This is a genomic window from Desulfonatronospira thiodismutans ASO3-1, assembly GCF_000174435.1.
GTDB classification, from domain to species: Bacteria; Desulfobacterota; Desulfovibrionia; order Desulfovibrionales; family Desulfonatronovibrionaceae; genus Desulfonatronospira; species Desulfonatronospira thiodismutans.
In genome coordinates this window covers 630,010-643,641 of sequence record NZ_ACJN02000002.1, presented here as the reverse complement: position 1 = coordinate 643,641, position 13,632 = coordinate 630,010, and the positions used below count along the sequence as shown (strand labels likewise).

The window sequence follows — 13,632 nt, the reverse complement described above, 5'->3', positions numbered from 1 at the left end:
ACTTTTTATAGTATTGCATTTATTTGTGTGCCTGTCAAGCTGATTGTGCGCTGCTGCTTGTATATAAGGGCTGAGCTAAGCCTTTTATTTGAATCCGAACTACCAGGAACCGGTTATGACCAGTCTATTCCAGGAGCTTATCCATGATTTAAGACCCGGCACTCTCATTCCGGCTTTATGCATTGGATTGATTATAGGGCTTATGGGTATAGTACTGGCGGTATCCTTTGCAGCCATGATTTTTTCCGGGGAAGTAAGTCATCTGGCCGTCAGGGGGGTAGGGCTGACCCTGACGGGAGGTTTGCTGGCCTGCATTGCCGTGGCCCTTACCTCTTCATTCAAATCCAGCATAAGTCTGCCGCAGGATGCTCCGGCAGCGATATTTTCCGGGGGAGCAGCCCTGATGGCTGCACAGACCATCTCCGGGACCGGTGACGTGTTCATGACAATTGTGGCCGGATTAATAATTTCCAGTATTTTTACCGGTTTTTTTCTGTTTATTATCGCCTGCTTCAGCCTGGTCAATTTTTTCAGGTATATTCCCTATCCGGTCATAGGCGGTTTTCTGGCTGGATCGGGCTGGATTCTCAGCTCCAGCAGCCTGGAAGTCATGCTGGGTTCAAGGCCTGATCTGCTTGACCCCTGGTATCTGTTCACTCCCTCTTTTTTAATGCTCTGGCTGCCGGGAACGGCGCTGGCGGTACTTCTCTTCGTGCTCTTGAGGAGATTTTCTCATTTCGCGCTGCTGCCGGCAACACTTGTTCTGGGTGCTGTATTATTCCACGTTATTCTTCTGTTTTCGGGCTTTTCTCTGGACCAGGCCAGAGAAGCAGGTCTTCTTTTTGATACCCTGGAGTCTGGTGCCCTATGGCCTGTATTCACCTGGCAGGAAATGTCCGGCATCAACTGGCAGGCTGTATTTGCCCAGTTGCCTGTCTTGCTGACCATTCCATTTATAGTCCTTATGGGGCTGATTCTAAACGTAAGCGGAGTGGAGCTGGCTTCAAACAGAGAAATTGACATGAACAGGGAAGTCATGTCCAACAGCCTGGGCAATTTTCTTTGCGGCTTAAGCGGTTCTCCTGCCGGATACAGTTCCCTGAGCCTTTCCATGATGGGGTTCAAGACAGGGGCTTACACCCGTCTTGCCGGGCTGACAGCGGCAGCAGTAATGGCCCTGACCCTTGCCTGGGGAGGTTTTTTGATAGCCCTGTTTCCCAAGGCAGTTCTGGGAGGGGCGCTTATGCTCCTGGGTCTGCTTTTTCTGTGGGACTGGGTGATTGAGGCCAGAAAAAAGATGGTCTGGACCGACTACCTTATCGTTCTGGCTATTCTGGTGATGATTGCCTGGCTTGGCTTTTTCCAGGGTGTTGTATTGGGGATTCTCCTGTCTGTTGTTCTTTTTGTAATCAGATTCAGTCAGGTACCGGTACTGAAAAATTCATTTTCAGGCCCGAGTGTTCAGAGCCCCCGGTCCAGACCTCTGCCGCACAAAAGAATACTTATGGATCAGGGGGACAGGATCAAAGTTTTTGAGCTGTCCGGATACCTGTTTTTTGGCTCTGTCAATTCCCTGGTTCAGGATATTGATAGTAAGATTGCACAACAGGATTATTCTGACGACTTGTATGCAATAATTGACTTTTCAGACACAAGCGGTGTGGATATTTCATCTGTAAGCGCCTTTGCAAGGCTTTTGAACAGGCTTGATCGTAGTGGTGTAAGGGTTGTCTTTACAGGGGCCTCTACCTGGTTTTTGTATCAACTCAAAAACCATACAGCTCGAATGCAGGATCAGGAGCATTTTATAAGTTTTAATGATTTTAACCAGGGTCTGCAGTGGTGTGAAGATAGAATTATCAAGCAATACCTTGATGCAGTTAACCAGGGAAGCCAGGACCATATACGATCCAGGCTTTTTGCTGATGTTGCCGATGAAATGCTCAAAAACCTCGAAGAGCTGGAATCCATTGAGAACGTTGTTGAGAATATTAAAGATTACTCAATTGTTATGCACCTGGAAAAAGGCGAAGCCCTGATACAGCCCGGACAAAAACTAAAGGGTGTATATCTGATCCAGTTGGGCGGGGTTGTAAAGACTGATCCGGAAGGGCAGGAAGAGCTTGTGCAGCAGGAATACGGTCCTGGTGACGTGGTAAACCTCAAGGGGCTTTTTGAAGAGGTTGAAAGCAAGCATCTTTACAGGGCATCGTCTGCATCCAGGGTGCATTATTTCAGCTCAGAAGACATTGGCTTGCTGCAGGAAAAAGATCCGGACATGGCAGCCAGGTTCTACAGCATCCTGCTCAGGTCATCTTGCAAATAATTGTCGTCTTAAAATATGCTCCGCAAGCATAACCTGATTTTATTCTGGATAATTAACACTACAGCGAAACTTATGATCGGTGATTGACCTCCGGGGACTGGCTCTTTTGCTGCCGAATTTTCGAAGAATTGCAAATTTGCAACCGGAAAAAGTGCCTGTCCCCAATTGAGATATTATATTTTATAAGTTTCGCTGTAGTCTTAAGCTTGGTGTTTGTAGCCATTTAGAGGGTCCCCGGTTGAAATGGCCCTGAGCTGTAAATCTGTTAAGGTGTAACCCTTCAGGGGGAGATATGCCAATTTGCCTTTCTGCCAGGCGGGCAATGCCCTGTGGGGATCTATGTTCTTCAAAACCGTGTGTGCGGAGCACCTGCCTGCCCGCTAAAATTCCGAAGGACAGCGAAGCGCATTTTAGTCGGGTGTGAAGCCTGAAGGCTTCCCGTGCCAGAGAAGATTTTTTTGGCACGGGCAACTTCGTTGCACATCCCAGTGAAACCAGCTACGCTGAAACTACGTTTGTTTCACGGGACAGGCGGGCGGCTCTGCCGCTCACGGCTGGCGAGTAACGCCTCACGTCAATTCTCGGTGGCGATTGATGGCACCCCCTGAATGGTTACGTTAAGGTTGTCCTGGAGGTGAGCTGAACCTTGAATCGAATTCATCTGTTGTCCGGTTTATTATTCTTGCTTGTTAATGCCGTGGGCTTACCTGAAGGCTTGAGTTCTGCATGGGCGCAGGACTTCAGGGTGGCAATTCTGCACTCCATCAGGCATCCGGCTCTGGATGAAGCAGCATCCGGGGTCATCCAGCACTTTCAAGATAAGGATGTAAACATCGAATTTACCCAGGTATTCATGAACCGGGAGCAGGATGAAGGCAAAAATGAAAAGGATCATATATCAAAGATAAGCGAACTTGACCCCAACCTGGTAATTACCCTGGGTACCCAGGCATCGCAGGAGGCTGTCCGGAAAATGGAATCTGTAGATATTGTCTTTTCAGCGGTCACCGATCCGGTTGGCGCAGGGCTTATAACGGATATGCACAAGCCCGGAGGACGGGTTACCGGACTTACTGATATGAGCCCTGTGCGCGAACAGTTGGATATGATTACCTGGGTGCATCCCGGGATTTCAACACTGGGCATTGTGTTTTCCGAATTCGAGCAAAACGCGGTCTTAATCAAAAAAAGACTGCAGGAAATGGCAGGGGATTCCGGCCTGGAGCTGCTGACGGCCCCTGTCGGCCCCGGGGGCGATGTACAGGATGCAGCCCTGGGAATACTGGACAGGGTGCAGGCCCTGTACATCTCTACAGACAACTATGTTGTTCAGCACGTATCCATGCTGGCTCGACTGTGTGCCTTGCATGACGTTCCCCTGTATGCTGCAGACCCCAGCTCCGTGGCTGAAGGGGCCATGGCCTCCCTGAGCATAGATTACCACAGTATGGGCCTGCAGACCGGGGCCATGGCCAAAAGGATCCTTGAGGGGGAAAAGCCGGGAGATATTTCAGTGGAAAAGCCCAGGGAAGTAAACATTACCATCAACACCAGCTCCGCAGAGAAGATGAATGTGGACCTACCCCTGGACCTGATGCTGGCAGCGGACAGGGTGTATGATCGTTTTCCGGAGATTGTTCAGTAGTAATTTTATAAGAAGGTGGCTCTTGAGAATGAGCAATCCCCCCAGCCCTTCCTTGACCGGGCAGGGGAGAGGATCGCGCTCTGCGTAAAATGACAAGCCGGGCGACACAGTTAAGAAGTCAAAGCGAAATGCCCTGGGCTCTGGCTATCATTTTAATATGCCTTGACATAAATAGTTTTGATGTCTTAGCATCATCAGTATGAGGACAACATTAGCCATAGACAACGATGTCCTGGAAAAAGCAAGGGCTCTTGCCGCCCGGCGTAAAATCCCATTTAAGACTGTGATCAATGAAGCCCTCAGAGCTGGTCTAAGAGAAGTGGAAAAGCCAGCTTTGCAGCAGGATTACACAACCATGCCTCAACCCATGGGGCTTAAGCAGGGAAGAAACCTGGACAATATCCAGGAACTCCTGGCCCAGGTGGAAGGCGAGGATGCCAGGTGATATCTGATTTCGCCCGCTTTCCTGGGTTAAAATGGCAAAATCCCCTGACATGAGAAACAATGCAGGCCGGCAACGGCCGGACAGTGCATCATGGCGGTGGTTAAAATGTTATCCAGGCACAGAGTTTCAGCCATGGGTATCAAAATTTAAGTACTGGTACAGTATTAAGAAGGCCTTTTTAAATCTAAGTGAAAAGGTCTGTTTCAATAACGCTGATTTGAAGGTTCGAGTACTTCGCGTTCAGATCGTTTAATGCGTTCTGTTCCAGCAGCAGGGCTTGTTGAAGCCGCATCATATAAGGGCGGCGCGTTGTACTCGACTTTTCGTCTTTGACAACAAGCCAACGCTCGATTTTATCCTGGATATTACCAAGGTAAAAAAGTCTTTGCTGAATTATTTCTAACCGTCTTTGGATATCGGCTCGACTGCTGGCTGTAGCCACGGATCCAAACTTTTGCATGTTGCCCATGGTGTGCTGCCTGTATTCTTCCAGGGCCATGTCCACGGCCACAGTCGGTGGTGTGCGCCTGCCGAAAAATGATCCATAGCTGAATTTTTTCCACGCCTCCATGTTAATAAACTGATTGGTCATCTTGAGGTCTTTCAAGCCAGTGGGCATGGATTCTCTGCTGAGAACGGTCGAGTTAAAGTAAGTGGCCTGCAGAATGCGATTGTCGACGGCCTTGAGAGCGGCGTGTACCTCTCGCTGCCTTTTCAAGGGGTCGGTCTCTCTGGTCATAGTCTGTTTGAGCCGGCTCTTTTTGAAGTTGCCGATGGCCGACATATGCCTGGCTTCATGGGAAAATCCCTGTGACGCACGAGTCTTGACTTTTTTGAGGTTTACCCCCTTCCTGATATCGCGATTCAACATATCTTTTTCTGTCAACGGCTTTCCTTTGTTGTAGTTCAATAGTTCGAGACGGGATTCCTCCAGGATTTTGGTTGCCTGCACTTTCATGGGGTCTATGTGGTTTCTCCAAAGAAATTCAATCTCGTATTTCGCTCCGGTAGTGCCGTATTCGGAGACAAGAACGTTAACCAGAGTGCTGGTCTCCGCGTGTTTGACAAAAAAACAGCCAAGCAAAGGATTTTCGTCGAACAATCTGGCAGTGTCGAATTTTTGGTCCCGAATAGATTCGTTCGTGAGCCTCATTTCATTGTAGTCCCTGACTATATAGGAAACCTTGTGCATGAGTCTTGCCAACGCACAGGCCCCGCCAATCACAGGCCCACTGGCTACTCCGGCGTCAAAAAAAGCGGCGTTCCGTGCAGTAAACTCGCCAGTATGTATGGCGGCCTTCTCGATCTCACGCTTAACTATTCGATCCAGAACTATATTTATGGCTTTTGCAGCTTCAGTAGGATCTCCAGGGGCAAAAGCCGAGATGTGCTTAACGGCCGAGTAACTCCGATTTGCCTCTATCGCAGTACTCACAGCCCCATTGATCATTTTGCCTGCGCTGACGACATGACCCACAAATGGGGTAAGTCCCGTTAAAAGTTCCCATGTCAAATTGGTGAATATATGTTCGCCTATCGCCTTGGCAATCTCATCTGTAACCCCCTCGAAAAGGGGAGCAATTGTGTTGAGAGCGTGAATCTCAATGCCGTTGAGTTGTTGGGCATGTTTCCCCATTACAGCTGAGACTTTCCTGGCCTCCTCACTTAAAGGTATGTCCTCTGAAATCAACGACTCCCGGCTAATATGTCTCGACTCCTGGCTAATAAGTGAGGAATTATTCGACTGACTGGTATTTTCCCTATATCCCTGGATATGTTTTGTCCCTTTGTGGACCTCCTGCAGATCTTTCTTCAGGCCATATGCTGTCTGAAGTTTTTCAAGGTTGGACTTGCTTTTAAACCTGAGTTCCGCTTTACCGAAGATGATCTGCGCTGCATCCCGCCACCGGGCTTCAAAAAGAGAATGTATTTCCTGCTCCTCTTTTGTAGGAGAAGATGGCTTGTTCGACACGGCTTTTTCTATTTGCTCCGTGAGACGCTCCACTACCTGTTCTTTGTTACGTTTAGAATTTTTCCAATCTTTTTTAAATGTCTTCCAGTCGTCCAGGGCTTTTTTAAGTTTATCCAGCTTATCTTGACTCGGGTTCATGTGATAAGCATTGAGGGCTTTGTCCACTTCTTTAAGGGGGGCCGAACGCGGGCTACTCAGCCCCACACGAGTCCTTTCAATCCAAAGGCCATATTCCATGATAGTCGACATATCACTACCCTCCAAAGCGATATTTGCACAATTTGTTAACCCATCTTTCCGCGATTGAATGCAGTAAAATTAAAAATTTCGAACGTTTAAGGTGTTTCTGCTTAAATTTATGGGCACTAAAGTGGCCTGGCTCGAAAGGAGCAGTCAACAAATACAAAGGGTTAGCTGACGCAGAAGACCAAAACAGCCTTTAGGCTCGGAAAGATGGGTTGATGTGCACTATTTCTGGCAACATATTTCAAAACTGGATAGTTGAACAGTTTTTTGTGGTGTGCATTATTTTTTTTGAACCTGAAAACAGGTGTTACTTGTTTGAGTTACATAGTCTCCAGGCCGGTTCATCAAGCTTAACCATTCAGGGGGTGCCGGAATCACGCCTCTGGCGTGACTGGTGACAGTCCCCAGGGCCTGGTGCCAGCAATCAATACCGAGGAACCCCTGAATGATTACCATCAAGCACCTTTGTGAGCTATCTGAACGGTTTTCCTGATCACTCCACCAGCCTGTCTTCAGGCAGGGAGATTTCGCGGTAGAGTTCGTCCGTGGCCGCCAGGAGCTCAAAGGGAGGGTTGAAGCCTATTTCGTTGGCTACCTGGATGTTGAAGGATATCTTGGGTGCGCCTCTGTCCACCATGTTCAGGGATCTGGGCTTTTTGCCTTCAAGGATATCAATTATCATTTGGGACAGAAAGTTGCCTCTCCTGCTGAAGTCCACGGTTGAAAAGCCCATAAGAGCGCCGGCCTCCACATCCCGGGAGCCGTTTCTGGCAAAGGTGGGTATTCCCTGCTCCCGCAGAAAGCTAAGAATCTTATCCACATCGCTGCTTTCCCAGTCAAAGGCCAGAAGAGAGGGAATGAAAAAGGCATCCATGCCCTTATCCAGGAGGTGCCTGATCCCTTCTAAGCAGTCCTGGACGGATTCTGTAGTGATTCTGTCGTATTCCAGGAGTTCAAATCCCCTTTCAGCGGCTATCCGCCTGGCGGCACCAAGGTTTGTAAACTGCCTGCCGCTCTCGGTGTCCGGATAGATCACCCCCAGCCGGTCGAATTCCACGATCTGGTGGAAAATATCGAACATGCGCGGATATCTTTCCGGATCCAGGCGTACAGTAAAATTGTCCACACCGGAGTCCTGGGTGCTTTGCACAAAACCCGAATCCACAGGGTCGGAGACTGCCATGGCCACAATGGGTGTTTCATGGTTGTTGGCCGCAAGTATGGCCCGGGTGGCATCAGTGCCTGCTGCCAGGACCAGGTCCAGGTCGTCTCTTTGCATCAGCTCCCGGGCCTCTTGTTCCAGGAGCTCGTCCCTGTCCCAACCCGGGCTGTAGTGAGCATCCCCGGGGAAATCTATTTTTTCCAGCCATCCCCGGGCCTGCAAAGAATCCTTTACAGCCTGCAGCGAGTCTGAAAAAAGCCAGTACGAACCTCCCTCGATATAGCCCACCCGGTAGTTCTTCTCCTGCGCTAATGCCGGAGAGGCCAGAAGAATTCCGGCCAGGATCAGGCAGATAAAAGCCATGTTCTGCAGCCTGAAAAACTTTAGCATAACCTGCTCCAATTATTTTAAAATATGATGTTACAGTTAATTTAAATCGTTTTCCTGACGTATCTGCTCAGCGCTTTTAGGGATTAGAAAAATACTGATATACCGACATAGTGATGCTTTATCCTCAACAATAAAGATAAGAGTTTTTTGACAGGATTAACTGGATTAAGAGATGGATTAAGAGAAAAATATTTTTGTCCTGGCCGGAAGCCAGGCCAAAAGGTAATCACTCCTGTTAATCCTGTCTAACATTCTTGTTTTTTGTAACAGGCTTTCAACGGTTAGGTCTAAACGGCATATTGGTATTTTGAACATCCCTTAAGGAAAGCAGGGGACAGCCACCCCCCGCACTTATTTTTAGCTGATATGAAGATTATTACTGAAAAATCAGTGCGGGGAGAGTCAGTCCCCCTCCGGGCTGTATGCCTACGGGCAGGAAGCCGTGCCACATGCAAAGCGCTAAACAGATACTCCCGGACAAGGTCTAGTCAATTCAGGGCAATGAGTTCTCAACATAGACTGACTATGGTATCCCCGGCCCCATGGACTTTGTAGAAAGGCCGGTGCATGACCAGGATACCCATGAGCCCGGACGGCCCGTAAAATCCGCTGTACTTGGCAGTGGCTGTTGTCTCCTGCAATCCACTGGACCTGTCCAGGTAGGCGATATCTTCTTTGACTGAGTAACTTTTTTGCAGGATCCAGTATCTGTTGTGCTTATAACCTTCAGTGAGCAAAGATTCTATCCGCTCGGCGGTGTTGCCGGTCATGGCCTGCATGGAGTAGACCCCTTTGCTGCCCCAGTTGGCGTCCAGGTCGCATCCGGCATACTTGAGGAAATAATCCCTTCTTTTCCTGGGCAGCTGGAAAAATTCATGAATGTCCATGTGCTCCCCGTCTTCCAGGACAATGTTTTCCGGGTCCACCAAGGTAGTATAAGGGAAGATCTCCCGGATTTCATCGGGGTACATATCCCTGGTTTTTTCCCAGAAAGGGAAGATAAGGGGGATTTTTTCGTCAAAGACGATGCTCGGAGGCAGGTCGTAGTGCAGCCTCTTGTTTTGCCAGGCATCAAAACGGGTTTTGAAGTAGTTGTCGGACATGAGCCCGTGAAAGGCATGGGCCCGGATAAAGTTGCAGTCATAGGCGCTTACGTCTTTGTCGTAACCGAAATATCTGACCCCGTGATCCCTGGTGCGCTGCAGGAAAAAGCGCATTCCGGACTGGACTGAGGCGTTGTCCAGGAGGTGGTGCACCAGGGGCTGATCATCCAGGTGTTTCTTCAGGTCCCTGGCGAACTGCCCGGCCATGGACCCGGGAAAAACGGGTTTTCCTTTAAAATCCTGGCTGAAATGCTCATAAAAAGAGTAGAGCTGCTCGCACTGGCACCACAAAGACCCCGGGCTCTGAATTTCCGAGATTTTTCCAGGCACAACTTCATCGGTGCGAAAAAAAGCGGGCTGCAGTGAAATCTCCATTTCCCGGGCCCGCTCGTGAAGTTCTCTGTGCCAGTTCCAGCCAAAGCTTTGAGGCAGTTCATTGATAATAAGCCCGGCAATGGCAGGGTCGGCTTCTTGAGCCAGGGAGGCCAGGAAAAGATCAGAAGTTATGTCCTGAAACTTTTGGATAAGCTCATGGCGTTTCTGGTATCCCTGCATTACTTCGGGCTGCAGGGGATAAATATCCGCTGCCGGGCAGGTGCTGAAGCCTATGTCCACACGCAAAAGATCGTTTATCTGATTGTCCAGAAAAGAAAAGTATTTGTCCATAAATCCTCAGGCAGAAGTTTCAGGTATTCATAATCTGGTTGTATCTGTTTAGCGCTTTGCATGTGGCATGGGGACTGGCTCTCCCCGCACTTATTTTTAAGTAATAATCTTCACATCAGCTACAAATAAGTGCGGGGGTGCCTGTCCCCATGCTTTTCTTAACAGCGCTAAACAGATACATCTGATTCAAGGGCTGAGCCAGTTTCTGCGGATAAGAAAGCCCAGATACAGGATACTGCTGATCAGGGTCAGTATTCCGAAAAGCACCACAGAGCTTTCATAGCCCACCCTGGCGATGAGAAAGCCCATTACCAGCGGTCCGGCCACGTTGCCGGCCCTTTCCCAGAAGCGGTATATCCCCATGCCTGCCCCCGGGCCAAGCTTTTTTACGATATCAGTTTCAGAGATCACCGAGGCCTGAGAGGATACGGAAAAACTGTGGGCTATGCCCAGCATTATGACCATGACCAGGATGGGTATGAAACCGCTGAAAAGGGCGAAAGAAAGCATTGCCCCGGCAGTTATAAGCCCGCCCAGGAGTATGAAGTATTTGCGTAGATATACCTGGGGAAAAAGATGCGATATAAGCGGGCCTGCAAAAACGAGGCATATGCCGTAGCACATGATCACCCGGCCTATATTGGACTGCAGAGCGTCAATGCTGCTCAGGTAAAGGGGGACAAAGAAAAACAGAAACCCCACCAGGACCAGCTTGGCCGGGATGGCCTGCAGCCAGAGCACGGCAGCGAACTCCCTGTCCCGGAAGACCTGGAAAAGCTGGGAGGCTTTGAAGGGAAGGCCGAAGCCCCCCGACGATTGTGGTTTTGCCGGCCTGAACTCCCCCCTGAAGACCAGAACTGCGAAAATCAGGGCCAGGCAGGTGAACAGGGCGCTTACATAGAACACGTTTGCATAACCGATTCTTTCCGCCAGCATGGCCCCTATGACCGTGCCGCAGATATCCCCGCTGAAAAAGGCGGCCAGGAATCCGGCCATGCCCATGGACCTGGACTTGAGGCTGGTATTGTCAATCACGAAGCGCTGGCAGCACATGAAAACCATGCCCAGGCCCACAGCGGCCAGGCAGCGAAATACTATAAGCCACAGAATATCCTGGGCCATGGCTGTGAGAAAATGCCCTGCAGCATTCAGTAAAAGCCCGATTATCAGGGGTCTGAACCAGCCCCTGGAATCGGTCATGGATCCGGCCAGGGGCATGGATACGGCCATGGTAAGCATAAAAGCGGCAATGGGCAGGCCTATTATCATCTCCCGTGACAGGCCCATAATTGGCTCATAAAGGGAGTCAACATACATGGGGAAAAAGGACAGGCTGAATCCGTCGGCCATGATGAAAAGAAAGATAAGAGGCCTGATGAGGGAGTAGGGGACAGACCCGGAAGCTTCATCCCGGTCTGCTGCAGGTGCCCGGGTCCTGCTGCCGCCTTCCATGCTTATGGCCAGGTCACTCCAGTAGGTGTTGACCTTTTGCAGGCAGGCCCTGATTTTCTGCAGGGCAGCCTGGGGTGCTTGAGCACGGCTGGATTCAGGTCCGTCAAGTTCCTGAACCAGGCCGGATATTTTTTCTGTCTGCTGCCGGGGCGGTGCAGAAAGCCCCTGGGACAGATCCGGAAGAAAGCCCCGCAGACCTGTGGCAAATCTCTGGGCCTGGTTTTTTATTATGGAGTTATAATAATCCGCCAGCACGCTTATCTCGCCCAGGGAAGCGTACTTGTCGCTGTCCACGGACATAAGCCGCGGATAGCTGCGGGAGATGTCCCGGCGCAGTACGCTTAATGGGTGGCTTATATAGTAGATGACGAAAAAGGTGAGAAATTCAAAGGTCAGCAGAAGAGAGGTGAACATGACTGTGAGCATGTCCCACATGATCTGCCTGGACTGGGCGTGGATGACGCTTCCGGAAATGTGCATGTTGATTTGTCCCTGGAGCTGCCCCTGCGCCTTCAGGGGCAGGGATATGTCCGTGTCTTCAGGAGTCAGGCCCTTGCGGGACAGCTCAGAGACGTAGGGCTTGTGGACAAAATCGGACTTGCGGGTGCCGGGCTCAATGTCCAGGGCCTGGTCATGGTCGGCAAAAAAAAGTGTATAGTCCCTGGTGTCGGTGATCTCCATGAACTCTACCTCAGGCAGGTCGGCGAGGATATTTTCCAGGTTGTCCTCAAGCCTGGCTATCCTCTCGAGAGAGATGCCCATGTCCAGGACATATTCCAGGTCATTTTTCAGGTTCTGGCCGGCGCTCTGGGCCTTTTCCCTGATGGTGCTCACGTGGCTGGACTGAAAAGCATTTATATTGAAATAAGAATACGCAGCCTGCCCCAGTATGATCACCGCCACAGCCACCAGGAACACATTTACTTTCAGGCTCAGGTCCGGTTTCATAAGCCGCCTCCCCTGCCTGATGTATCAGCTGAAGGCTCTTTGAAGCCTGATGCGTACCTGTAGCCTTGTAACCATCCAGGGGGGCAAGTACCGGCCAGGGGGACAGTCCCGCACTTATTTTTTTTTGATGAACAACTAACAGATGTGAGCGTTAGAAAAATAAGTGCGGGACAGTCCCCCCTGGCCTTGTTGTCATTAGTCACTACCGAGGACCCCCTGAATGGTTACGTCGTCTGTAGCCCTGCCAAGGGCTTGGACTGCCTGCCGGCTGTCCCTGATGATCTGTTCCAGTTCAAGTCTAAGATCATGGGGTATTTCTTCGTTTTCCAGGTGTTCGGCAAGCTCTTTGGTGCACATTTCCAGGCCGTGTGCAATTTCTTTCAAAGAGCGCCCTGGAAATTCTGCGGCCTCTTTGCCTCTGGACTCAAGCTCCAGGGCTATCTCCTGAAGGTAGCTGCCAAGGCTCAAAATATCGTTGCGGATTATCCTGGAATCAGGAAATTTCTGGGTCAGGGGCGTCCGGCCGGATCCGGGCGCAGCAGGCCCGGCCTTATGGGTTTTTGCGTCTTTTGAAACCGGGCTGAGCCGGCTATCCGCTTCTTCATGGGGCACGTCCTGTGTGCCGGCTGTTTTGTGTTCCCGGGTAAAGGGCAAAAGGGCCTGCCTGATTCTTTCCAGGTCCTTTCTGATGGGGCGGACCACGAAAAGACCCAGAAGGCCCACCAGAACAAGGGCGGTGCCCCCCAGGGACCAGCCCAGGCGGTTCAGGGCACCCTTAATCATCTGAGTGATGCGCTCCAGTATCACTGCCTGGGAAAAGGAGAGGAACAACCCTCCGTGGGTCTGTTGTTCAGCCCTGTGGACTATGGGCAGGTATAAAATGTATCTGTCCCGGTCAAAAACGGCGTGGGGCTCCTCTTGCCCCTCAAATTCCTGCGCATGCCGGGCAAGAAGACTGGAACCATTTTCTTCTGCCCCCTTGAAATAGATTATTTCCCCGGGTTCCATGCTCACGGCCACGTTTTCCACCCTGGGGTTGGAATCCAGGAACTGAGCCAGCATATCGTCCATGCCTTCAAAGGCGTCCAGGGGCTTGCCCAGCAGGATTCCGCGCTCAATGTCCTGCTTGAGGTTTACCGCCCTGGATTCCATGATGGATACAAGGGACCTGGAGTATATCTTCTCAAAGGAGGAGATGCTCAAAACGGAATTGAGAACCAGGGTAAAAAGAAGGATGGCCAGGGTGGCCGTGAATATCTTCAGTCTGAAGTGCATGT

At 50.4% G+C, this 13,632-nt stretch carries 8 protein-coding genes; 3 read left to right on the top strand and 5 right to left on the bottom strand.

The window, feature by feature from the left end:
- Window positions 1–115: 115 nt before the first annotated feature.
- The 3 genes from DTHIO_RS09140 (at window position 116) to DTHIO_RS09130 (ending at window position 4,416) form a co-directional block, all read left to right on the top strand.
- Window positions 116–2,326 (top strand): SulP family inorganic anion transporter, encoded by a 2,211-nt coding sequence (locus DTHIO_RS09140; RefSeq protein ID WP_008870023.1) that lies wholly within the window; start codon window positions 116–118, stop codon window positions 2,324–2,326.
- A 745-nt stretch (window positions 2,327–3,071) separates the two neighbouring features.
- Complete coding sequence (locus DTHIO_RS09135) at window positions 3,072–3,971, top strand: ABC transporter substrate-binding protein (protein ID WP_040418229.1); 900 nt, start codon at window positions 3,072–3,074, stop codon at window positions 3,969–3,971.
- A 199-nt stretch (window positions 3,972–4,170) separates the two neighbouring features.
- The gene (locus tag DTHIO_RS09130; protein ID WP_008870021.1) at window positions 4,171–4,416 is read left to right on the top strand and encodes a hypothetical protein; all 246 of its coding nucleotides are present in this window, start codon (window positions 4,171–4,173) and stop codon (window positions 4,414–4,416) included.
- A 184-nt stretch (window positions 4,417–4,600) separates the two neighbouring features.
- Here DTHIO_RS09130 and DTHIO_RS09125 read toward each other — a convergent pair whose 3' ends face one another.
- From DTHIO_RS09125 to DTHIO_RS09100, 5 genes are all read right to left on the bottom strand, one after another.
- Window positions 4,601–6,637 carry a hypothetical protein gene (locus DTHIO_RS09125; protein ID WP_008870020.1) on the bottom strand — a complete coding sequence of 679 codons (2,037 nt, stop codon included), beginning with the start codon at window positions 6,635–6,637 and terminating at the stop codon, window positions 4,601–4,603.
- A 490-nt stretch (window positions 6,638–7,127) separates the two neighbouring features.
- The gene (locus DTHIO_RS09115; RefSeq protein ID WP_008870019.1) at window positions 7,128–8,186 is read right to left on the bottom strand and encodes an ABC transporter substrate binding protein; all 1,059 of its coding nucleotides are present in this window, start codon (window positions 8,184–8,186) and stop codon (window positions 7,128–7,130) included.
- 509 nt (window positions 8,187–8,695) lie between these two features.
- Window positions 8,696–9,955 (bottom strand): hypothetical protein, encoded by a 1,260-nt coding sequence (locus DTHIO_RS09110; protein ID WP_008870018.1) that lies wholly within the window; start codon window positions 9,953–9,955, stop codon window positions 8,696–8,698.
- A gap of 186 nt (window positions 9,956–10,141) precedes the next feature.
- The gene (locus DTHIO_RS09105; protein ID WP_008870017.1) at window positions 10,142–12,355 is read right to left on the bottom strand and encodes an MFS transporter; all 2,214 of its coding nucleotides are present in this window, start codon (window positions 12,353–12,355) and stop codon (window positions 10,142–10,144) included.
- Window positions 12,356–12,550: 195 nt separating this feature from the next.
- A complete protein-coding gene (locus tag DTHIO_RS09100) occupies window positions 12,551–13,630 on the bottom strand; it encodes a hypothetical protein (RefSeq protein ID WP_008870016.1) in 1,080 nt (359 codons plus the stop codon).
- Window positions 13,631–13,632: the final 2 nt, after the last annotated feature.